Here is a 22,088-nt window from a genome sequence, read left to right on the forward strand (position 1 = left end):
TGGTTGCGAAGGGGAGATTTGAACTCCCGACCTTCGGGTTATGAGCCCGACGAGCTAACCACTGCTCTACTTCGCGGCATATAAGATCTTTGAAATATAAAATAAGAAGTGGATGGGGTAAAGGGATTCGAACCCCTGAATGACAGGACCAAAACCTGTTGCCTTACCGCTTGGCGATACCCCAATAAATATTTTTTAAAAGTGTGATTATAATGAATTTTAATTTATTTGTCAAGCAATTTAAGTTATAATTTTAAAAATTTTAAGGAAATAAAAATGAAATTTGTTAGCGTAGAACAAGCGATTAAGGATTTACAAGCAGGAAAAATGCTTGTTATGGTAGATGCAGAAGATAGAGAAAATGAAGGCGATTTAATCTTTCCTGCGCAATTTAGCACTCAAGAAAAAGTAAATTTCATGATAAAAGAAGCTCGTGGTGTGGTTTGTGTAGCCTTAGATGAAACTTTGGCAAAAAAATTTGAACTTCCTTTAATGGTGCCTAAAAATACTTCAAACCACGAAACTGCTTTTACTATAACCGTAGATGCAAAAGATGCTACAACGGGAGTTAGCGCCTATGAAAGAAATATGACTATACAAATTTTTGCCGATGATAATGCTAAAGCGAGTGATTTTGTAAGACCAGGACATATCAATCCTTTAATCGCAAAAAAAGGTGGGGTTTTAGAACGCACAGGTCATACAGAAGGCACGGTTGATCTTTGTAAATTAGCAGGATTAAAAGGTGCTTGTGTGATTTGTGAAATTGTAAAAGATAATGGAGATATGGCAAGAAGAGAAGATCTAGAAATTTTTTGCCAAAAACATGATTTAAATATGATAGCCGTAAGCGATCTTATAGAATATCGCCTAAAACATGAAAGTCTTATTAAGCTTGAAGAAAAAAGTCAAAGTGTTTTAGCAGGCTTTAAAGCAGAAAAATTTATCTTTAGTGATCATAATCAAACCCAACACATAGCTTTTTGCTTTAAAGATATCAAAAAATGTGAAAATGTTAAATTTCATATCAGTGGTAGTGATTTTGAGCTTTTAACTTCAGATAAATTTTCAAAACTTTTAGAGCAAATCAAATTTCTTAGTGAAAATGGTGGCGTTATAGTTTTCATGCAAGGAGAAAAATCCAGCACCACTCAATACAAAAACTATGGTATAGGAGCACAGATTTTAAGATATTTTGGTATAGAAGAAATTAAACTTTTATCTCAAAGTTGTGATAAAGACTATATAGGCTTAGAAGGTTTTGGTTTAAACCTTAAAGCTTGTAATTTTAACTAAAAAGGAAAAAAATGACTTTAAAAGAACAAATTTTAAACGATATCAAAGAGGCAATGAAACAAAAAGATGATTTTAAAAGAGATAGTTTAAGAACTCTAAATGCAGCTTTTAAGCAAATAGAAGTGGATGAAAGAATAGAGTTGGATAATGAAAGAATTTATAAAATCATTGCAAGTGAAATCAAAAAACGCAAAGACGCAATCGAACTTTATCTTAAGGCAAATCGTGAAGATTTAGCACAAAAAGAACAAAATGAAATAAGTCTTTTTGAAATTTATCTGCCTAAACAACTAAGTGATGAGGAGTTAACTTTAGCCTTAAAACAACTTATAGAAGAATTGGGCGTAAGTTCACTAAAAGAACAAGGTTTGGTAATGAAAGAAGCTAAAATAAAATTAGGTGCGAGTGTTGATGGCAAAAGACTTAATTTAGCACTTAAAGAGCTTTTACAATAATTTTTTGGAGTGTTATTATGAAAGAGTTAAGCGGTTCGGCAATGATTTGCGAGGCTTTAAAAGAAGAAAATGTTAAAATTGTTTTTGGTTATCCTGGAGGCGCTGCGCTTAATATTTATGATGAAATTTACAATCAAAAGTATTTTAAACATATTTTAGTGCGTCATGAACAAGCGGCTTTGCATGCTGCTGATGCTTACGCAAGAATGAGCGGAGAAGTGGGCGTAGCTATAGTTACAAGCGGACCAGGTTTTACAAATACTATTACAGGTCTAGCTACGGCTTATAGCGATTCTATCCCTTTGGTGTTGATTTCAGGGCAGGTGGCAAATTCTCTTATTGGTACAGATGCTTTTCAAGAAATTGATGCAGTAGGCATTTCAAGACCTTGTGTAAAGCATAATTATTTAGTTACTTGTATAGAAGAGTTTCCACGCATTTTAAAAGAGGCTTTTTATATAGCAAGAAGTGGTAGACCTGGGCCTGTGCATATAGATGTGCCAAAAGACGTAAGTGCAACTTTGGGACTTTGGGAATACTCTAAAGAAATTTCCATGAAGACTTATAAGCCCGTTTATAAGGGTAACTCAAAGCAAATTAAAAAATTTGCAGAGCTTTTAAAAGAAGCAAAAAGACCTTTGTTTTACTTAGGTGGAGGTTGCATCAGTTCTAATGCAAGCGAGCAAATCAGAGAGCTTATAAAATTTACAAAAATTCCAGCAGTTGAAACTTTGATGGCGCTTGGAACTTTAAGAAGTGATGATGTTTTTAATCTTAAAATGGCAGGTATGCATGGAAGCTATGCTGCTAATATGGCTTTAAGTGAGTGTGATTTGCTTGTGAGTGTAGGAGCGAGATTTGATGATAGGATTACAGGAAAAACAAGTGAATTTGCTAAACATGCGACTATAGTTCATGTTGATATTGATCCTAGTTCTATTTCAAAGATTATCAATGCGCATTATCCTATAGTAGGAGATATTAAAGAAGTTCTTAAAGAGCTTTTAGAAGAGCTTAAAAAGGAAAATTTCAACACAACTTTTAAAGAATGGCACGAAACTTTAAAGCGTTATAATGAACTTTATCCGCTTTCTTATGAAGATAGCAATGAGATTTTAAAACCGCAATGGGTGATTGAAGAATGTGCGAAAATGGCTCCAGATGCAAGGATTATTACCGATGTGGGTCAGCATCAAATGTGGGTGGCACAGTTTTATCCTTTTAATTATCCAAGACAACTTGCAACAAGTGGAGGGCAAGGAACTATGGGATATTCTTTACCTGCTGCTTTGGGTGCAAAGCTTGCCGTGGGTGAAGAAGTGGTGATTAATTTCGTAGGCGATGGATCGGTTTTAATGAATATCCAAGAGCTTATGACTGCTTATGAGTATGGTATAAAAACTATAAATATTATTTTAAATAATGCCTTTTTAGGTATGGTAAGACAATGGCAAAGTATGTTTTATAAAGAGCATTTTTCACAAACTGATTTAAGCACTCAGCCTGATTTTGTCAAAATTGCTCAAGGTTTTGGTTGTGAAGGTTATGAAATTTCAAGCAAAGAAGAATTCATTCAAGCTTTTAGCCAAGCTTTAAAAAGTGATAAAACCTCTCTTTTAAATGTAAAAATTGATCGCTTTGAAGATGTTTTACCTATGGTGCCTGCAGGAGGTGCGATTTATAATATGATTTTACCAAAGGCAAAGGATAGACAATGAGAAGGGTTTTATCGGTAATTGTTTTAAATGAGCATGGGGTTTTATCTCGTATAGTAGGACTTTTTTCAGGAAGAGGTTATAATATTGACTCGCTTACAGTAGCACCTTTGGAAAATAAAGAATTTTCTCGTATTAATATAGTCACTTCAGGAAATGAAAGAACTTTTGAGCAGATAGTTAAACAACTTCATAAGCTCATTCCTACTTATAAAGTGATAGAAAGTGAAGAATTTATTGACAAAGAAATGGCTTTGGTGAAAATTCCTTTAAATGAAAATTTAGGTGGACTTGATGCCGTTTTGAAAGCTTATAATGGTACTATTGCAAATAGCAATGAGAATTTTTTGTTTTTAATGGTTGCTGATGATGCAAATCGCATTGATAATTTTTTAAAAACAATTAAAAAATACAATCCTAGTGATATAGTTCGCAGTGGATCTGTTTTGATGGAGATTAAATGAAATTAAGTGAAATAGCAGAATTTTTAAGCTTGGAATATAAAGGCGAGGATATAGAAATCAGTGCTTTAAATTCTTTATTGAAAGCAAATTTTACAGAGCTTACTTATTGTGATGGTGAGAAAAATACCAAAGATATACCTCACACAGGAGCTGCTGCTATTTTAGTATCTAAAGAATATGAAAATTTAGTACCTAAAGATACTAAAGCTTTGATTACTCAAAGTCCACATTTGAGTTTTGCTTTTTTAAGCAAGCTTTTTGCTAAACCTTTGATAAGCACAGCTAAAGAAAAAGTACAAAATATCGCAAAAAGCGCAAGAATCATGCCTAATGTTTATATAGGTGATAATGTAAATATCGGTGAAAATGTAATCATTATGGCAGGAGCTTATATAGGCGATAATGTCAGTATTGGTGATGAGAGTATTATTCATCCTAATGTAGTGATTTATAATGATACTAAAATCGGTAAAAAATGTCATTTGCTTGCCAATTGTGTAATAGGAAGTGACGGTTTTGGTTATGCGCACAATAAAAACGGCGAACATTATAAAATTTATCATAATGGCAACGTGGTTTTAGAAGATTTTGTAGAAGTGGGGGCTTGTACAACTATAGATAGAGCAGTTTTTGATAGTACTATTATCAAAGCAGGTACTAAGGTAGATAATCTAGTTCAAATCGGACATAATTGCAATATAGGTCAAAATTGTATCATTGTGGCGCAAACTGGAATTTCAGGTTCAAGTGAGTTAGGACGCAATGTTATTATGGGTGGTCAAAGTGCAACGAGTGGACATTTAAAAATAGGCGATTTTAGCACTATAGCTGCAAGAGGCGGTGTGAGTAAAAATTTAGAAGGCGGGCGTGTTTATGGAGGTTTTCCTATCATGCTTCAAAAAGATTGGCTAAAACTTCAAGCTAAAATAGCAATAAATTTTAAAGAAAAATCACAAGATTAGCATCGCATCGCCATAAGAGTAAAAGCGATATTTTTCTTTTACGGCGAGTTCATAAAGTTTTAAACACTGTTCTCTACCGATAAAAGCTGAAACTAGCATGATAAGAGTAGATTTTGGTAAATGAAAATTGGTTAAAAGATGATTTTGTCTTATAGGTGGATTTTGCGGGTGTAAAAAAAGATCACAAAAACCATTTTTTGTTTTAGTTCTTGTATAATATTCTATGGTTCTTGTTACCGTTGTTCCTACGCCTAAAATAGCTTGTTTAGAATCTATAATTTCACATGCTTGCTGCGGAATATTAAAAAATTCGCTATGCATTTTATGCTCTTGTATATTTTCACATTCCACGCTTTTAAAGGTTCCAGCTCCTACATGCAAGGTTAAATGATAAATTTCGTGTTTTTTTCTTAAATTTTCAAGCATAGTCTCACTAAAATGTAAACTTGCAGTCGGAGCAGCCACTGCGCCTAAATTTTTTGCAAAGATACTTTGATAATCTTTCAAATCACTTTTTTCATCCTCCCTTTTAATATAAGGAGGCAAGGGTATATGTCCTATCTTGTCAAGCAGGTTGTAAAGATTTGAGGTGTCTAAGGTTTTATCATTTTGAAAAAAATGAACTTTTCGAAGACCATCATTTAAAAGTTCTACAACGCGCGCTTTTAAATCCTCTTTAAAATATAAGATTTCATCTTTTTTAACGCGCCCTTTAATTTGAGCTAGAAAAAGTGGATTGTGAGAATTTAAAAAAGGTTGATGTAAGAAAAGTTCTATTTTTCCTCCGCTTGCTTTATTACCATAAATTCTTGCTTTAATAACTTTGGTATCATTGAAAAAAATCGCGCAGTTGGGTAAAAAGTCGTGTAAATTTTTAAAAGTAGTGTGAAAAATTTCTTTGTTTTTGCGATCAAAAACCAAAAGCCTAGCATCTTCTTTTGGATTTGTAGGATAGTTGGCTATGAGTTCATTAGCTAGAGTGTAATCATAGCTTGAAAGAAGTAAGTCTTTATTCATTACTTTCTTTATCTTTTGGGACAGGATTTACCTTTTGAACAATTAAAATAGAAAGTCCATAAAGTCCGCAAAGTGGTCCTGCCATTAAAAATTGAGATAAAACATCAGGTGGAGTCATAAAGGCTGAAAAAACAAAAATAACTAAAACAGCTATGCGAAAATGGCGTTTTAAAAAACTATCATCTATAAGTCCGATTTTAGCAAAGAAAAAGGCAATTACAGGCATTTCAAAAGCTAAGCCAAAAGCCACAACAACTTTCGTAAAAAAATCTACATAAGTTCCTATGGTAATCACAGGATTAAAATCTTCATTTAAACCAAAATTAATTAAAAATTTAAAAGCCAAAGGCACTACAACAAAATAGCAAAAACAAGCCCCCAAGGCAAACATAATGCTCGCAAAGCTAACAAAAGGCACCACAAGGCGTTTTTCATTATCATAAAGTCCTGGAGCTACAAATTTCCAAAATTGCCAAAAAATTACAGGTAGAGAAAAGATAAAGGCTGCAAAAAAACTAACCTTCATTGCGGTAAATAAGGCTTCTTGTACTTCAATTACATTCACATGTTTGGCTACTTCGGGTAAAACAGCTATAAGTGGAGCTTTTAGAATATCTAAGATATAGCTTCGTAGAGCAAAACATACAATAAACATAACTACAATGCAAGCAACGCTTATAAAAAGGCGTTTTCTAAGTTCTATTAAATGAGGTCTTAATTCTTCAAACATTTATTTTTCCGTTTTTATCTTGTGTTTCTAATTTGCTAAGATTTGGTTTTTCTTCTGTATTTAAATTTTGTCCGCTAAGGTTATTTTTTACTTTATCATCTCTGCTATCAAAGGTTAAATCTACCTTTGTTTTATCTAAAATATCTCTCTTAAGGTCATCAAATTCTTCAAAGCTGAGTTTTTTGCGTATATTTTCATTAGTGCTTGAAAATTCATCTTTGTATTTCTTAGCTTCTTCTTTTAAGTCATTGATGCGTATTTCTTTTTCTATGCTTGATTTTGCATCATCTATGTTGCGTTTTACAGCCTTTAGAATTTTTGCTATTTGTACTATAGCTTCTGGAAGTTTATCAGGTCCTAAGACTAAAATCGCTACAACTAAAATAACTATAATTTCACCAAAACTCATTAATCATTACTCTTTGATTTGATATTTTAATAAATATTTTACTTAAAAAACTTAAATTTAAGATGAGAGATATAAAGCAAGTTCATCGCTAATGAGAAAATTAGGATTAAAATATCTTTTATTTTTGTAAAAAAGTTTTTTTTCTTTTAATAATATATTTATTTTGTCTTTTTGCCATTGATTGAGTTTTGTTTCATCAATCCCTACTATACTTCTAAGTCCTAAAAATAGGTGCTCTAAATTCAAGTCTTTGGAACTTAGTTGCTCTATAGATCTAAAAGTAGGATTTTCTATGTAATTTTTTAAATTTTTTGCTGTATAAAAACGCTTATTTTCATAAAATCCTACTGCACTTAATCCACAAGCTAGGTAGTTTTTTCCTTGCCAATAAGCAAGATTATGTTTGCAAATTTGGGCTTTGGTTTTTGAAAAATTACTGATTTCATATTGAAAAAAGTCAAGCTCTAGAAGTTGTTTGATGAAAAATTTCATTAAATTAGGAGCATTTTTTTTGAAATGTTCTTTTTTAGCAAAGGCTGTGTTTGATTCTATGGTTAAATTATAAGCACTAAGGTGTGTGATTAAATCCTTGATTTGTTTTAAGTGTAAGAGTTCAAATTCAAGCATTTTTTTATTGTCTAATTTCGTATCATAAATAAGATCTAAATTGATATTTTTAAAACCTACTTTATTTGCGTTTTCTAATGTTTTGATAATCATTTCTTGATTGTGAATTCTTCCAAGAAAGTGAAGTTTTTTAGGATGAAAACTTTGAACTCCAAAAGAAATGCGATTAACTCCTAGATTTTTCATATTTTTAAGCCAATTTAATGTTGCTGAGTTGGGATTAGCTTCGCATGAAATTTCTACATTTTTATCTAGTAAGGGATATAAAATTTTAAAAATATCTTCATAATTATACGCATTAACACAACTTGGTGTTCCTCCGCCTATGAATAAGGTTTTAATTTGATTTGATTGAATGTTAAATTGTTTTAATTGAAAAACAATATCTTCTTTTAAAGCCTGAAAATAAGCTTTTTCATAATCATTTTTTTTCAAACTTGTAAAAGCGCAATAATTACATTTGCTTTCACAAAATGGAATATGGATATAAAAATGCATAAAAACCCTAAAATATTTTATTAAATTTTTAATGTATTTTAATAAAAATTTGATTTGATTTAGGTTAAAATTATATTCTTGAGATTTAAGGAAAAATATTGTGGAAAACGAGAAAAATTATAGACCAAATGTTGCAGCTATTGTTTTATCAAGTTCTTATCCTTTTGAGTGTAAGATTTTTATAGCTAAAAGAAGTGATATGGATAATATTTGGCAATTTCCACAAGGAGGTATTGATAAAGGTGAAAGTGTCAAAAACGCTTTATTTAGAGAACTAAAAGAAGAAATAGGCACTGATGAGGTTGAAATCATTGCTGAGTATCCAGAATGGTTGAGTTATGATTTTCCGAGTAAAATTGTTAAAAAAATGTATCCTTATGATGGGCAGATTCAAAAATATTTTTTAGTGCGTTTAAAGCACGGTGCTACAATCAATATCAATACTAAGCATCCTGAATTTGATGATTATCAATTTGTGAGTGTTAAACAAATTTTTGAAATGATTAATCATTTCAAAAAAAATATTTATGTTAGAGTGATCAAATATTTTGAAGAGAAAGGTTATATCTAAAATGCTTATAGTTCAAAAATATGGTGGAACAAGCGTTGGAACACTTGAGCGTATCGAAGCAGTAGCCAATAGGGTTATCCAAAGTGTGCAACAGGGTAATCAACTTGTTGTTGTAGTATCTGCAATGAGTGGGGTGACAAATACTCTTATCGAGCAAGCTGAATATTTTAGTAAAACTCCTAATGGTAAAGATATGGATATGCTTTTAAGCAGCGGAGAGCGTGTAACAAGCGCTTTACTTTCTATCGCTTTAAATGAAAAGGGTTGTCCCGCTATATCGTTTTCTGGGAGAAAAGCAGGAATTATTACAGATAGTGTTTTTACAAAGGCAAGAATTCATCATATTGATACAAAAGCGATAAAATCAGAACTTCAAAATGGTAAAATAGTCGTTATAGCAGGTTTTCAAGGTGTAGATGAGGAAGGTAATGTAACTACCTTAGGGCGTGGTGGAAGCGACTTAAGTGCTGTGGCGGTAGCAGGTGCCTTAAATGCGGATTTGTGTGAAATTTATACCGATGTTGATGGGGTTTATACAACAGATCCAAGAATTGAACCAAAGGCAAAGAAATTGGATAAAATTTCTTATGAAGAAATGCTTGAACTTGCAAGTTTGGGTGCAAAAGTTTTGCAAAATCGCTCTGTAGAGCTTGCAAAAAAATTAAATGTTAACTTAGTAACTAGAAGTAGTTTTAACAATAACGAAGGAACAATGATAACAAAGGAAGATGGAATGGAACAAGCTTTAGTAAGTGGTATTGCTTTGGATAAAAATCAAGCAAGAGTGACTTTAAGAAATGTAGAAGATAAGCCTGGAATCGCAGCTGAAATTTTTTCTGTTTTAGCAAATGAAAATATTAATGTAGATATGATTATACAAAATGTTGGAGTTGATGGTGCTACAAATTTGGGTTTTACGGTTCCTCAAAATGAACTTGAATTAGCCAAAAATGCTATGCAAAAAATTTTAAGCTCAAAAACAACTATAGAAAGTGATAGTGCTGTAGTAAAAGTTTCTATAGTCGGCGTAGGTATGAAATCACATTCAGGAGTGGCAAGTAAAGCTTTTAAAGCTTTAGCTGATGAGGGGATTAATATCGGTATGATTTCTACTAGTGAAATAAAAATTTCAATGATAGTTCATGAAAAATACGGAGAACTTGCAGTTAGAGCACTACATGAGTGCTACGGACTTGATAAATAAATGAGTGATTTTTTAAGTTTTACTCTTGAAAATATTCGCAATGGCGGAGCTTTTATGGCATGGTTGGAGTCGCGTCGTTTAGAATGGGCTCCTTTGATGGCTGCAAGACTTAAATATCTTTTAGAAGGACGCACTTTTGTATTAATGTGTGATGAACAAAGATCTTGGTATGAAGAGTATTTTTTAAAAAATATAAATTCAAAAGCCACTCGTCCCATGCTCCCTTTTGTGTCGTTAAATTCTTTATGTAAGAAGAAAGTACAAAGTTCAGAAGATATAGCTTTACTTAATGACTTGCTTGACATTTCTTTTCCTAATGGTTATGTATATTTTTATATAGGAAGTGCTTCTGATAATAAATCTTTAATCGCTAAATCAAGAGATGATAGTTTATTGTGGCTTTTTGATGAGCAGTTACAAGATAGTTTTTATTTAAATTCTAAAGATAAAGACTTGGATATCAAGCTTATTAGTTTATATCAACTTTTTGATGTAAGTTTGGATGCAATATTATTTTCCAAGGTGCAATTAGGATAAATATTTTGTTTATTAGTAAGATTATTATCAGCGAAGATTTTTTAGGTATTAAAGAAGAAATGATTAATAATTTTGGTATTAAAAAATTAAGATTTTTTATGCCACAAAATGAATTTTTACTTGATGATGCAAGAGCGGTTGAAAAAGAAAGCTATATTGCAGAAACTGAAGAAAAAATTATTGTTTTAATGGCGGATTCTTATAGGATAGAAGCACAAAATTTTTTACTTAAACTTCTTGAAGAGCCTCCAAAAAATATTAAATTTCTTATTGTGGTACCTTCTAAAAATTTACTTTTACCTACCATAAAATCGCGTCTTATTTGCGAAAAAAGAAAAGTTGAAAAGGAAGTTAAAAAACTTGATTTAGATCTTAAAAGAATGGATTTAAGAATGCTTTTTGATTTTTTGCAAAAAAATGAAAATTTGGATAAAAATGAACTTATGGATCAAATCGCATTACTTGCTAAAGAATGTGTGAAATATAAAGATTTTAATGCTGAAGAATTAGAGTTTTTTTATGAAGGCTATGAGCTTGCAAAATTAAATTCTAAAAGCGGGGTGCTTTTAGCTACTCTTTTGTTAAATTACTATACAAAGAAATAAAATGAAATTTTTTAAAATCAATCCAAATACCGATTTTAATTTGCTTTGTTCTTTCATAAATCCCCATAAAATGGGACAAAAAATCATGAGTGAAAAAACAAAAATTCATTTTATTTTTATCAAAGATATTTCCACTCCTGCGGCAAATATTTTAAAACAAGATGCTTTAAGAGTAGGAGCTGAACTTATTACTCATAAAGAAGTAATTACTGCAAAAATCACTCATTCAAATGCGCTTTTAATGGCAAGTAAAGAGCAAATTCAAAAGCTTGTTGTCAAAGAAAAACTTCAAGATTTTGGACTTAAAAATTTGGCTCTTTTTTTGCAAAAAGATTTTTTAAAACAGAAAAAAGCCGAGCTTATGGCAGTGATTAATGTCAATGAAGACAGTTTTAATGCAAAAAGTCGTGTGAGTGAAGAAGACTTTGAAAAAAGGCTTAATGACTTTCTTGCTTTAAAGCCTGAATATATCGATATAGGTGCGGTAAGTTCAAGACCTGGGAGTGAGTATTGTGGCAAGGAAGAGGAATTTAAAAGACTGAAAAAAGTACTTGACTTAATTTATGAGAAAAATTATTACGAACAAGCAATTTTTAGTTTAGATAGTTTTGATGAATATTGTCTAGAATATGCTTTAAATAAGGGTTTTAAACTCATTAATGATATTACAAGTTTAAGAAATCTTAATCTAGCCAAACTTGCAAGTAAATATGGGGCAAAATATTGCTTAATGCACATGCAAAACAATCCAAATAACATGCAAGATAATCCTTTTTATGAAGATTTGCTTGATGAGATGACTTTGTTTTTTAAAGAAAAACTTGAGCTTTTAGAAAGTTTTGGAGTAAAAGAAAGTATTTTAGATGTAGGTATTGGTTTTGGAAAGAGTGCGGGGCATAATATGATTTTAATCAAACACTTAGAACATTTTTTGCAATTTAATAAACCTTTACTTATAGGTGCGAGTCGCAAAAGTGTGATTAATGCGTATTTTCAAAGCGAGATTAAAGATCGTTTAGCAGGAACTTTGTATTTGCATTTAAAAGCTTTTGAAAATGGTGCTAGTATTATAAGAGTGCATGATTTATATGAACATAAACAACTTTTTGCTTTAGCGCAGGCAATGGATAATATAGGAGTTTAGATGAAAAAAGAAGAGTATTTAGAAAAAGTTGCTTTAGCAAATTTGTGGATGAGGGCATATTATGAAAAAGATGAACCCTTGGCTAGCGATGAAGAATACGATGCTTTAATCAGAGAATTAAGTGTTTTTGAAGAACAAAACAAAGATGAAATTTCAAAAGACTCTCCAACGCAAAAAATAGCTCCTATCATACAAAGCGAGTTTAAAAAAATAGCTCATTTAAGGCGTATGTGGTCGATGGAAGATGTGTTTGATGAGAGTGAGCTTAGGGCTTGGGCAAAACGCGCAAAATGTGAAAAAAACTTTTTTATAGAGCCTAAATTTGATGGAGCGAGTTTAAATTTACTTTATGAAAATGGTAAATTAGTAAGCGGTGCCACTAGGGGCGATGGCGAAGTGGGTGAGGATATAACGCTTAATGTTTTTGAGATAGAAAATATACCTAAAAATATAGCCTATAAAGAAAGGATAGAAATTCGTGGAGAAGTGGTGATTTTAAAAGATGATTTTGAGAAAATCAACGAAAAAAGAGCCCTTTTAAATCAAAGTTTATTTGCTAATCCACGCAATGCTGCAAGCGGGAGTTTAAGGCAGCTTGATACAAGCATCACTAAAGAAAGAAATTTGAAATTTTATCCTTGGGGAGTAGGGGAAAATACCTTAAATTTCACCAAACACAGCGAGGTGATGCAATTTATCAGAGAGCTTGGTTTTTTAAAAGATGATTTTGTAAGACTTTGCGCTAATTTAGACGAAGTTTTAAAAGCTTATGATGAGCTTTTAGCTCTAAGAGAAAAAAAACCTATGATGATGGATGGAATGGTGGTAAGAGTTGATGATCTTGCACTTTGTGAAGAATTAGGCTATACGGTAAAATTTCCAAAATTTATGGCAGCTTTTAAATTTCCTGCACTTGAAAAAACCACGCGTTTAATAGGGGTAAATTTACAAGTAGGAAGAAGTGGAGTGATCACTCCTGTGGCGGTTTTAGAACCTGTAAATTTAGATGGGGTTGTAGTAAAATCAGCCACCCTTCATAATTTTGATGAAATTGCAAGACTTGATGTTAAAATCAATGATTTTGTAAGCGTGATAAGAAGTGGTGATGTTATTCCTAAGATCACTAAGGTTTTTAAAGAGCGTAGAGAAGGTTTAGAGATGGAAATTTCACGCCCTAAACTTTGTCCTACTTGCCAAAGTGAGCTTTTGGATGAAGGAACTTTAATAAAATGTCAAAATATAGATTGTGAAGATAGACTTGTAAATTCTATCATTCATTTTGTTTCTAAAAAATGTCTTAATATCGACGGACTTGGAGAAAATATAGTAGAACTTTTATACAAGCACAAAAAAATCACTACGCTTGAGAGCATTTTTCATTTAAAATTTAGTGATTTTGAAGGTTTGGAAGGCTTTAAAGAAAAGAAAATCAACAATCTTTTAAATGCCATAGAGCAAGCCAGAGAATGTGAGCTTTTTCGTTTTATCACGGCTTTAGGGATAGAGCATATTGGCGAGGTTGCGGCTAAAAAATTAAGTTTAAGTTTTGGTAAAGAGTGGCACAAGCAAAGCTTTGAAGCTTATGCCAATTTAGAAGGTTTTGGAGAGCAAATGGCTTTAAGTCTTTGCGAATTTACGCGTGTTAATCATACAAGAATTGATGAATTTTACAAGCTTTTAAATTTGAAAATAGAAAAACTTGAAATCAAAAGTGATAGTATGATTTTTGGTAAAACTTTTGTGATTACAGGTACTCTTTCACGTCCAAGAGATGAGTTTAAGGCTTTGATAGAAAAGCTTGGGGGTAAGGTAAGCGGCTCTGTTTCTAAAAAGACTGACTATGTGCTTTTTGGAGAAGAGGCAGGTTCTAAACTTAGCAAGGCTAAAGAGCTTGAAGTAAAATGTATAAATGAAAGTGCTTTTAATGAGCTTGTTAAAGAATAGTTCTTATATTTTAACGCTTTTAAGCCTTTTTGGCTTTTTGCTAACTTGGCAAAGGAGTGCTTTTTCTTTATTTTTTTTAATTCCTATTTTTTTAACACTTTTTTGGGAATTCTTTTTATTTTTAAAGCTTAGAAAAAATATTATAAAAGAAGCTACTTTGATTAAGGGAAGTTTGTTTTATCGTATTAGTATGGGGGATTTTTATCTTTATATTTTTAGTTTTTTCTTGGCGATTTTTGGACTTATTTCTTTATTTTTAAATTTTTTAAATCTTGAAAAAATTGATTTTGTTTTTATATTTATAATTTTGCCTTTATTGATGATATTTTTAAAAAAAGAATTACATTTGCAATTTGTAGATAATGCTTATAATGACTTTAGAATAGTTGTTATCGCTAGTTTTTTTACTGCTTTATTTTATGCATTTTATGGGCTTTTTTTTACTTACAATGAACTTTTAAATTTAGAACTTTTTTCTAGGAAAATCATTGCCTATAAGAGTGCTTCTTTTGTTTATTTTGATTTTTTATCTGAATTTTTGCATTTTATTTCAAATTTAAAATTTTTTATTTTTTCTTATTTTGGATATTTGGGATTTAGGGCTTTAAATTTTATTTTTGATTTTTTTAATTTTTTTATGTTTTGTTCTCTTTTGGCTTTTGTTTTTAATTTTGTTTTGAAAATAAAGATAAAAATAATTGTTTTATTTTTGTGTTTTATCATGGTTTTAGGAAGTTATTTTTTAAAAGAGCAAAGAAATAATACCTTAAAATCCGAACAAGAACAAATACTTTTATGGATGAATAATTTTGATTTTTTAAAAGATAATAACTTAAGTTTAATTCAAAAAGAAAAAGATCTTTTTGAAAAAGATCTTAAAGATCTTAGAGAAATTTTTAAAAAAAATGCTTTTGAAATAGGCATTTGGTGGTTTTCTAAAGAAAAAGAAGACTTGGAAAAAAGAATAAATGAGAGTTTAAAATGAGATTTGATTTTTTTGTTTCAAAGCGTTTAAATATCAGTAGAAATAAAGCTTTAGAGCTTATAGAAAATGAAGAGATTTTACTTAATGGTAAAAGTTTTAAAGCTTCTTTTGATGTGAAAAATTTTTTAGAAAATTTAAAAAAAACGCAAGATTTAAATCTTGAAGATATACTTTTAGCCAATGAGTTAAAATTGGATCTTTTAAGTGAAATTTATGTTTCAAGAGCAGCTTTGAAATTAAAAAATTTTTTAGAAGAAAATGATATTGAAATAAAACATAAAAATTGTCTTGATATAGGATCTAGCACGGGTGGTTTTGTGCAAATTTTACTTGAAAATCAGGCTTTAAAAATCACTGCTCTTGATGTGGGTAGTAATCAACTCCATTCAAGTTTAAGAGTAAATGAAAAAATTATCTTGTATGAAAATACAGATCTTAGAACCTTTAAAAGTGAAGAAAAATTTGAACTTGTTACTTGTGATGTGAGTTTTATTTCTCTTATTAATTTACTTTATTATATTGATAATTTAGCTTTAAAGGAAATTATTTTACTTTTTAAACCTCAGTTTGAAGTGGGAAAAAATATCAAAAGAGATAAAAAAGGTGTTTTAAAAGATGATAAGGCAATCTTAAAGGCAAGAATGGATTTTGAAAAAGCATGTGCTAAATTGGGTTGGCTTTTAAAAAATACGCAAAAATCAAGCATTAAAGGAAAGGAAGGTAATGTTGAATATTTTTACTACTATATCAAAAATTAATATTACCTCTTTAGCCATAGGTTGTTTTGATGGTATGCATTTAGGACATCTAAAACTTGTAAAATGTTTAGATGAGAATGGGGCTTTATTAGTTATTAATAAATTTAAGGGTCAATTTCTTTGTTCAAATCGTCAAAAAGAAGAAATTTCAGGAAAAAAAGTTATAGAAGTGGATTTTGAAAGTATAAAATCTTTAGATGGTAGAGATTTTTTAAGCTTTTTGAAAAAAGAATTTACCAGTTTAAAATTTATAGTCGTGGGTTATGATTTTTCTTTTGGGAAAAATAGGGCTTATAGTGCTAAAGATATTGAGTTTTTAAGTGGGATAAAAACTATAATAGTTGATGAATTTAGCATAGGTGGAATAGGTGTTCATGCAAGTTTAATTAAGGATTTTTTATCAAGAGCAAATTTGCAAAAAGCAAAAGAATTTTTAGGGAGAAATTATAGCATCAAAGGAAAGGTAATTAAAGGACAAGGCTTAGGTTCTAAAGAACTTTTTGCAACTATAAATTTAGATTGCGAAGGTTATTTTTTGCCTCAAAATGGTGTTTACGCTACTTTGTTAAAAAGTCAAAGAAAAACTTATAAAAGTGTGAGTTTTTTAGGTGTAAGATCAAGCGATGAAAATTTTGCTATAGAAAGTCATATTTTAGAAGAATTGGGTGAAAATTTCATGCAAGGAGAGTTTTTTGAACTCGAGTTTATATCTTTTCTAAGAGAGAATCAAAAATTTCAAGATCTAAAAAAACTTAAAAATCAAATTACTAAAGATATAGAACAGGCTAGAGAATTATTAAGGAAAAATGATGAAAGATGAACTTTTTAAACAAAGCCCTAAAAAACAATTTGAATTTGATAAAAGCGTGGCTAGTGTTTTTGATGATATGATCAATCGTTCTGTACCATTTTATAGAGAAAATTTAGAACTTTGTGGCAATTTATTGGCTAAAATTTTACCTACAAATGCAAGTGTTTGCGATTTGGGCTGCTCAAGTGCTAATTTTTTGATTTTTTTGGCAAATCTAAGAAAGGATTTTAAACTTTTTGGCGTGGATAATTCTGCTTCCATGCTTGAAGTTGCAAAATCAAAAGCTAAAGCTTATGGGCTTGATATAAGTTTTTTTGAAGCTAATTTATGCGAATTTGATTTTTTTACTTGCGATGTTTTTGTAGCAAATTATACCATGCAGTTTATTCGTCCTCCTAAAAGACAAGAATTGCTTGATCAAATTTATAAAAATTTAAACTCTAAAGGCATTTTGATTATGAGTGAAAAAATCCTTTATGAAGATGCTTTTTTGTCTAAAAATATCATAGAACTTTATGCTGATTATAAAGAAAAACAAGGCTATTCTAAGTTTGAAATCGCAGCTAAAAGAGAAGCTTTGGAAAATGTTTTAATTCCTTATAGTCAAAAAGAAAATTTAAATATGCTAGAAAAGGCAGGTTTTAAGAAAATAGAAAGTATTTTTAAATGGGCAAATTTTGAAACTTTCATAGCTTTTAAGGATTAGAAATATTTTCATCTTCCCATTCATCTTTTGGGAAACCTATCTTATATGCATTAACACAATCTTGACTAATGATAGCTTTGTGTCTGCATTCTAAACTTCTTTTTTTTGCTTCCTCGGGGTGATTTTGATAATATTCTACACTTTTGGTTTGTTCGCATGCTGCAAAAAATATACCAATAAGGCTTAAAAAAAGAGTTATTTTCATGGTCATTTTTCCTGTGTCATATTAACATCATCGCTAAAGATAGAACTTTGATTGTTTTCTGTTGTTTTGGAAGGATAAATTTCAGAAGGTGTTTCTGCTATAGGTGGTATTATAATACTTTCATTATTTTCTGAACTTTGGTTAATATCTTTTGTGGTTTTTTCTTTTTTTAAATCATTTTGTTTTAAAGCTTCTAATATTTGATTATCAGATTTTTTCGGTGTGTTTGGACTGTATTTACCCTCTTCATTTGTTGGTTTAACACCAACTTTTAATGCATTAATACAATCTTCGCTAAGAGTTCCGCTTTCTTTGCATTCTTTCGCTTTTTCTTTTGCTTCGCTAGGAAGATTTTTGTAGTAATTTTCTGTTTTACTATCACAAGCTGTTATATTAATAACTATTAAAATTGCAAGTAAAATACTTAGTCTTCGCATTTATCAATCTCCTAAAATTTTTAATATCTTAGCAAACTTGTATAAAGCAACGATAAATTATTTTTCTTCATTGTAAGAAAAAATAGGTAAAGACCATTGATATTTGATAGCTAAAAGCCTTGCAAAAACTCCTATAAAAAGAGTTAAAAGTGTGCAAACTAGGGCATTAAGCTCAAGCCAAATTATTAGAGAATAATAGATTGCTCCTGCAATTATGGCAATTCCTGCATAAATTTCTTTTTGAAACACCAAGGGGATTCTCATACATAAAATATCTCTTAAAATTCCACCAAAAACACCGGTAATTACAGCAGCAGCAACGGCTATGATAAAGCCACGGTTTTGATCTATGGCTATTTGAGCTCCAAGTATGCTAAAAACAACAAGTCCTATAGCATCAAGAGTTAGAAATAAAGTTTCAAGTTTGGTTACTACGCGCGGAATTTTTGTGGCTACAAGGGCGCAAAAACAGATTAAAATAATATATTCAGGATGTTTAACCCAAGTTAAAGGATAATGTCCTAAAAGCACATCTCGTATGCTTCCGCCTCCAATTGCTGTTACGAGAGCAATAAAAATAACTCCAAAAAGATCCATTTTGTGGCGTCCTGCAGCTAAAGCTCCTGTCATTCCTTCTGCGGAAATACCTATGATATAAAGAGTGGTTATCGTAAGAGCATTTATCTCCATAATTTATACCTTAAAATTTATCACAATTTATTTGATACTGTTTAATATTTTCATCATTTACTTCATGGTTTGGTACTTGATAGCATTCTTTAAATTTCGGAGTTTTAATAATTTTTACATAAAAACTTGGTATAGCAATACGGTTTTTAATGTATTGTGGTTCTTTATTGTAAAGTACTAAATTTAAAACTTCGATACTTTGGAATTTGAAAGCCAAATTTCTTTCTCTTTGCTCGATTTCATTCCAAATTTTATTATTTATTTGTGCATTTTGTGGGGTAATATTACTCATTAAAAATACTGAATTTTGAGCAGCTTTACTAAAGCTAAAAGAAGCATTGGGTGCAGTGTGTCCTCGTGTGTAACCACTGTTTTTATAATTACTCCAAGTAGTGCGGTATTTTTTAGGAATATTTGTATCATCTTCAAAGCGAGGGCGTTTTTTGATTTGTCTATCTTTCAAATTTGAAGCTTCTACCTTATAAGCAACAGCTTTTGTGCCTTTGAGTTTATAATCATAGCAATTTAGATAAAAAAACTTATCTAAGATTTGCGAGCAATTTATATTGTTAAAATAAGAAGAAAAATCAGCACTAGGCTTGTAAGGTTCTAAGGCAAAAATATTAAGAGATATAGTGAGTAAAAAGATGAAAATTTTCATTTAAGTTCCTTATCTTTACTTTTGCAAAGATGATTTAAAAAGCATTCTTTACATAAAGGTTTTTTAGCTTTACAGGTGTAACGTCCAAAAAGAACCATGGCTTGATGAAGATAGTTAAGATTATCTTTAAATGTGCGTGTTAAATCTTCTTCTGTAGCTTCTGGAGTTTTTGCTTTGCTAAGTCCTAAGCGGTGAGAAACTCTAAAAACATGAGTATCTACAGCCATGAAATTTGCTCCGCACCATTCTATTAAAACTACATGAGCGGTTTTTTGTCCTACGCCTGCTAAGGATTTTAAATTTTGTTCATCAAGGGGAATTTCTCCGTCAAAATTTTCACAAACTGCTTTTGCCATTTTTATAAGATTTTGTGCTTTATTATTAAAAAATGAACAAGTTTGTATATAGGTTTTAAGACTTGATAAATTTGCATTTGCAAGGGATTTAATATCAGGATAAGCTTTAAAAAGATCAGGAGTGATGAGATTAACTCTTTTATCAGTGCATTGGGCTGAAAGCATTACGCAGACTAAAAGCTCATATAAATTTGAAAATTTAAGCTCTGTTACAGGCTTGTCAAAATGTTTTAAAAAAAGTTCTTTGATTTCTAAATTTCTTTTCATTTTTTAATTTTAGTTAATTAGCTTTAAACCAAGTTTAGATATAATTGATTTTATATACATTTTATTAAAAAGGAAACCTAATGAAAAAATTTTCTTTAGTCGCAGCAACTTTGATTGCAGGTGTAGTTTTAAATGTAAATGCAGCTACAGTAGCTACTGTTAATGGCAAGAGCATTAGCGATACAGAAGTAAGTGAATTTTTTGCCCCTATGCTTAGAGGACAGGATTTTAAAACTTTGCCAGATAATCAAAAAAAAGCTCTTATTCAGCAATATATTATGCAAGATTTAATTTTGCAAGATGCTAAAAAACAAAATTTAGAAAAAGACCCTTTATACACAAAAGAACTTGATCGTGCAAAAGATGCAATACTTGTTAATGTTTATCAAGAGAAAATTTTAAATACTATTAAAATTGATGCGGCTAAAGTTAAAGCTTTTTATGATCAAAATAAAGACAAATATGTAAAACCTGCAAGAGTGCAAGCAAAACATATCTTAGTAGCGACAGAAAAAGAAGCTAAGGATATTATTAACGAACTTAAAGGTTTAAAAGGTAAAGAACTAGATGCTAAATTTAGCGAGCTTGCTAAAGAAAAATCAATTGATCCAGGTTCAAAAAACCAAGGTGGTGAGCTTGGTTGGTTTGATCAATCAACTATGGTAAAGCCTTTTACAGATGCTGCTTTCGCGCTTAAAAATGGTACTATTACTACAACTCCGGTAAAAACGAATTTTGGTTATCATGTAATCTTAAAAGAAAATTCGCAAGCTAAAGGTCAAATCAAATTTGATGAAGTAAAACAAGGTATTGAAAACGGACTTAAATTTGAAGAATTTAAAAAAGTTATCAATCAAAAAGGCCAAGATCTCTTAAATAGTGCTAAAGTGGAATATAAATAATGGGTGTTTTAGACATTGTAAAAGTAGGGGTGATTAGCGGAGATGAGCTTAATAAAATTTATGACTATGCTAAAGCAGAGGGTTTTGCTATCCCTGCTGTTAATGTTGTAGGAACTGATTCTATTAATGCAGTTTTAGAAGCTGCAAAAAAAGTTAACTCTCCAGTTATTATCCAGTTTTCAAATGGTGGGGCAAAATTTTATGCAGGGAAAAATTGTCCTAATGGAGAAGTTTTAGGTGCAATTAGTGGGGCTAAACATGTACATTTACTTGCTAAAGCTTATGGTGTACCTGTGATTTTACACACTGATCATGCTGCAAGAAAACTTTTGCCTTGGATTGATGGGCTTATTGAGGCAAATGCACAATATAAAAAAACCCATGGACAAGCTTTATTTAGTTCTCATATGCTTGATCTTAGCGAAGAAAGTTTAGAAGAAAATCTTAGCACTTGTGAAGTTTATCTTCAAAAACTTGATGCTTTAGGTGTCGCGCTTGAAATAGAATTAGGTTGTACAGGTGGCGAAGAAGATGGAGTGGATAATACAGGTATTGATAATTCCAAGCTTTATACCCAACCAGAAGATGTAGCTCTTGCATATGAAAGACTTGGAAAAATTAGTGATAAATTTTCAATCGCAGCAAGCTTTGGAAATGTACATGGAGTTTACAAGCCAGGAAATGTTAGCTTACAACCTGAAATTTTAAAAAATTCGCAAAAATTTGTAAAAGATAAATTTGCTTTAAATAGCGATAAGCCTATAAATTTTGTATTTCATGGCGGTAGCGGTAGTGAGCTAAAAGATATTAAAAATGCAGTAAGCTATGGCGTAATTAAGATGAATATTGACACAGATACTCAATGGGCTTTTTGGGATGGGGTGCGTGAATATGAACTTAAAAATAGGGCTTATTTGCAAGGACAAATTGGAAATCCAGAAGGTGATGACAAGCCAAATAAAAAATACTATGATCCGCGTGTTTGGTTAAGAAGCGGTGAAGAAAGCATGATAAAACGTCTTGAAATCGCTTTTGAAGATTTAAACTGTATAAACAAAAACTAAGCATTTTAAAAGCTTAGTTTTATTTTGTTTTAAAAATTTTTATCAAATTAAGTAGCAATCTTTAAAAT

The 22,088-nt window shown here is 30.7% G+C and carries 26 protein-coding genes and 2 tRNA genes; 17 read left to right on the plus strand and 11 right to left on the minus strand.

Annotation, left to right across the window (positions count from 1 at the left end):
• Both FBF06_RS03150 and FBF06_RS03155 read right to left on the minus strand, forming a co-directional pair.
• Positions 1 to 76 (minus strand) — tRNA-Met (locus FBF06_RS03150).
• A 33-nt stretch (positions 77 to 109) separates the two neighbouring features.
• Positions 110 to 184: transfer RNA gene (locus FBF06_RS03155), tRNA-Gln, on the minus strand.
• 92 nt (positions 185 to 276) lie between these two features.
• Between FBF06_RS03155 and FBF06_RS03160 the strand changes: the two genes are divergently transcribed.
• Genes FBF06_RS03160 through lpxD form a run of 5 tightly spaced genes read left to right on the plus strand, consistent with a single transcriptional unit; the run spans position 277 to position 4,892 of the window.
• Positions 277 to 1,296, plus strand: a complete 1,020-nt coding sequence (locus tag FBF06_RS03160) for a bifunctional 3,4-dihydroxy-2-butanone 4-phosphate synthase/GTP cyclohydrolase II (protein WP_002852104.1) — start codon at positions 277 to 279, stop codon at positions 1,294 to 1,296.
• Positions 1,297 to 1,307: 11 nt separating this feature from the next.
• A complete protein-coding gene (locus tag FBF06_RS03165; RefSeq protein WP_002852081.1) occupies positions 1,308 to 1,751 on the plus strand; it encodes a GatB/YqeY domain-containing protein in 444 nt (147 codons plus the stop codon).
• Between the two features lie 17 nt (positions 1,752 to 1,768).
• The gene (locus FBF06_RS03170; RefSeq protein WP_002884492.1) at positions 1,769 to 3,469 is read left to right on the plus strand and encodes an acetolactate synthase large subunit; all 1,701 of its coding nucleotides are present in this window, start codon (positions 1,769 to 1,771) and stop codon (positions 3,467 to 3,469) included.
• Entirely contained in the window at positions 3,466 to 3,930 is a 465-nt protein-coding gene (ilvN, locus tag FBF06_RS03175; protein WP_002852211.1) for an acetolactate synthase small subunit, read from the plus strand. Before FBF06_RS03170 ends, ilvN begins: the two co-directional genes overlap by 4 nt.
• Positions 3,927 to 4,892 carry a UDP-3-O-(3-hydroxymyristoyl)glucosamine N-acyltransferase gene (lpxD, locus tag FBF06_RS03180; RefSeq protein ID WP_002852180.1) on the plus strand — a complete coding sequence of 322 codons (966 nt, stop codon included), beginning with the start codon at positions 3,927 to 3,929 and terminating at the stop codon, positions 4,890 to 4,892. Before ilvN ends, lpxD begins: the two co-directional genes overlap by 4 nt.
• Here lpxD and queA read toward each other — a convergent pair.
• The 4 genes from queA to hemW are packed head-to-tail and all read right to left on the minus strand — an operon-like array spanning position 4,881 to position 8,173.
• Positions 4,881 to 5,909 (minus strand): tRNA preQ1(34) S-adenosylmethionine ribosyltransferase-isomerase QueA, encoded by a 1,029-nt coding sequence (gene queA, locus FBF06_RS03185; RefSeq protein WP_052775221.1) that lies wholly within the window; start codon positions 5,907 to 5,909, stop codon positions 4,881 to 4,883. The genes lpxD and queA overlap by 12 nt on opposite strands.
• Positions 5,902 to 6,639, minus strand: coding sequence for a twin-arginine translocase subunit TatC (gene tatC, locus FBF06_RS03190; RefSeq protein WP_052795854.1), 738 nt, complete (start codon positions 6,637 to 6,639; stop codon positions 5,902 to 5,904). The genes queA and tatC overlap by 8 nt, the downstream gene beginning before the upstream one ends.
• Entirely contained in the window at positions 6,632 to 7,048 is a 417-nt protein-coding gene (gene tatB / locus FBF06_RS03195) for a Sec-independent protein translocase protein TatB (RefSeq protein ID WP_002852097.1), read from the minus strand. Before tatB ends, tatC begins: the two co-directional genes overlap by 8 nt.
• Positions 7,049 to 7,105: 57 nt before the next feature.
• Positions 7,106 to 8,173, minus strand: coding sequence for a radical SAM family heme chaperone HemW (hemW, locus tag FBF06_RS03200; protein ID WP_002873383.1), 1,068 nt, complete (start codon positions 8,171 to 8,173; stop codon positions 7,106 to 7,108).
• A gap of 100 nt (positions 8,174 to 8,273) precedes the next feature.
• Between hemW and FBF06_RS03205 the strand changes: the two genes are divergently transcribed.
• From FBF06_RS03205 to cmoA, 10 genes are read left to right on the plus strand one after another with little or no spacing between them, the layout of a single operon-like run.
• The gene (locus FBF06_RS03205) at positions 8,274 to 8,744 is read left to right on the plus strand and encodes an RNA pyrophosphohydrolase (RefSeq protein WP_032581179.1); all 471 of its coding nucleotides are present in this window, start codon (positions 8,274 to 8,276) and stop codon (positions 8,742 to 8,744) included.
• 1 nt (position 8,745) lies between these two features.
• Positions 8,746 to 9,948, plus strand: coding sequence for an aspartate kinase (locus FBF06_RS03210; protein WP_002868086.1), 1,203 nt, complete (start codon positions 8,746 to 8,748; stop codon positions 9,946 to 9,948).
• Entirely contained in the window at positions 9,949 to 10,485 is a 537-nt protein-coding gene (locus FBF06_RS03215; protein ID WP_002852154.1) for a HobA family DNA replication regulator, read from the plus strand.
• A gap of 5 nt (positions 10,486 to 10,490) precedes the next feature.
• Positions 10,491 to 11,090 (plus strand): DNA polymerase III subunit delta', encoded by a 600-nt coding sequence (locus FBF06_RS03220; protein ID WP_002867699.1) that lies wholly within the window; start codon positions 10,491 to 10,493, stop codon positions 11,088 to 11,090.
• Position 11,091: 1 nt separating this feature from the next.
• Positions 11,092 to 12,234: a dihydropteroate synthase gene (folP, locus tag FBF06_RS03225; RefSeq protein WP_002867700.1), complete on the plus strand. Its 1,143-nt coding sequence runs from the start codon at positions 11,092 to 11,094 to the stop codon at positions 12,232 to 12,234.
• On the plus strand, positions 12,235 to 14,178 hold the full coding sequence (gene ligA / locus FBF06_RS03230; protein WP_002859099.1) for an NAD-dependent DNA ligase LigA: 1,944 nt from the start codon (positions 12,235 to 12,237) through the stop codon (positions 14,176 to 14,178). It abuts the gene before it with no gap.
• The gene (locus FBF06_RS03235; protein WP_079264874.1) at positions 14,159 to 15,163 is read left to right on the plus strand and encodes a hypothetical protein; all 1,005 of its coding nucleotides are present in this window, start codon (positions 14,159 to 14,161) and stop codon (positions 15,161 to 15,163) included. Before ligA ends, FBF06_RS03235 begins: the two co-directional genes overlap by 20 nt.
• A complete protein-coding gene (locus FBF06_RS03240; protein WP_002902002.1) occupies positions 15,160 to 15,921 on the plus strand; it encodes a TlyA family RNA methyltransferase in 762 nt (253 codons plus the stop codon). Before FBF06_RS03235 ends, FBF06_RS03240 begins: the two co-directional genes overlap by 4 nt.
• The gene (locus FBF06_RS03245; RefSeq protein ID WP_002884103.1) at positions 15,887 to 16,741 is read left to right on the plus strand and encodes a bifunctional riboflavin kinase/FAD synthetase; all 855 of its coding nucleotides are present in this window, start codon (positions 15,887 to 15,889) and stop codon (positions 16,739 to 16,741) included. Before FBF06_RS03240 ends, FBF06_RS03245 begins: the two co-directional genes overlap by 35 nt.
• Positions 16,728 to 17,438, plus strand: a complete 711-nt coding sequence (gene cmoA / locus FBF06_RS03250; RefSeq protein ID WP_002859101.1) for a carboxy-S-adenosyl-L-methionine synthase CmoA — start codon at positions 16,728 to 16,730, stop codon at positions 17,436 to 17,438. The genes FBF06_RS03245 and cmoA overlap by 14 nt, the downstream gene beginning before the upstream one ends.
• Here the strand turns inward: cmoA and FBF06_RS03255 are convergent.
• Genes FBF06_RS03255 through nth form a run of 5 tightly spaced genes read right to left on the minus strand, consistent with a single transcriptional unit; the run spans position 17,428 to position 20,054 of the window.
• A complete protein-coding gene (locus FBF06_RS03255) occupies positions 17,428 to 17,649 on the minus strand; it encodes an EexN family lipoprotein (RefSeq protein WP_002859102.1) in 222 nt (73 codons plus the stop codon). The genes cmoA and FBF06_RS03255 overlap by 11 nt on opposite strands.
• Positions 17,646 to 18,080, minus strand: coding sequence for an EexN family lipoprotein (locus tag FBF06_RS03260; protein ID WP_002855128.1), 435 nt, complete (start codon positions 18,078 to 18,080; stop codon positions 17,646 to 17,648). The genes FBF06_RS03255 and FBF06_RS03260 overlap by 4 nt, the downstream gene beginning before the upstream one ends.
• Positions 18,081 to 18,137: 57 nt before the next feature.
• Positions 18,138 to 18,770: a trimeric intracellular cation channel family protein gene (locus FBF06_RS03265; protein WP_002870070.1), complete on the minus strand. Its 633-nt coding sequence runs from the start codon at positions 18,768 to 18,770 to the stop codon at positions 18,138 to 18,140.
• Between the two features lie 10 nt (positions 18,771 to 18,780).
• On the minus strand, positions 18,781 to 19,431 hold the full coding sequence (locus tag FBF06_RS03270; protein WP_002923759.1) for a DNA/RNA non-specific endonuclease: 651 nt from the start codon (positions 19,429 to 19,431) through the stop codon (positions 18,781 to 18,783).
• Entirely contained in the window at positions 19,428 to 20,054 is a 627-nt protein-coding gene (gene nth, locus FBF06_RS03275) for an endonuclease III (RefSeq protein ID WP_002852225.1), read from the minus strand. Before nth ends, FBF06_RS03270 begins: the two co-directional genes overlap by 4 nt.
• An 80-nt stretch (positions 20,055 to 20,134) precedes the next feature.
• Here nth and peb4 point away from each other — a divergent pair, with 80 nt between their 5' ends.
• Together peb4 and fbaA are read left to right on the plus strand one after the other, a co-directional pair.
• Positions 20,135 to 20,956 carry a peptidylprolyl isomerase PEB4 gene (gene peb4 / locus FBF06_RS03280; protein ID WP_002852119.1) on the plus strand — a complete coding sequence of 274 codons (822 nt, stop codon included), beginning with the start codon at positions 20,135 to 20,137 and terminating at the stop codon, positions 20,954 to 20,956.
• Entirely contained in the window at positions 20,956 to 22,020 is a 1,065-nt protein-coding gene (gene fbaA / locus FBF06_RS03285; RefSeq protein ID WP_002923762.1) for a class II fructose-bisphosphate aldolase, read from the plus strand. The genes peb4 and fbaA overlap by 1 nt, the downstream gene beginning before the upstream one ends.
• Positions 22,021 to 22,088 lie beyond the last annotated feature (68 nt).

The sequence above is a fragment of the Campylobacter sp. CFSAN093227 genome (genome assembly GCF_012897855.1).
GTDB lineage: Bacteria > Campylobacterota > Campylobacteria > Campylobacterales > Campylobacteraceae > Campylobacter_D > Campylobacter_D jejuni.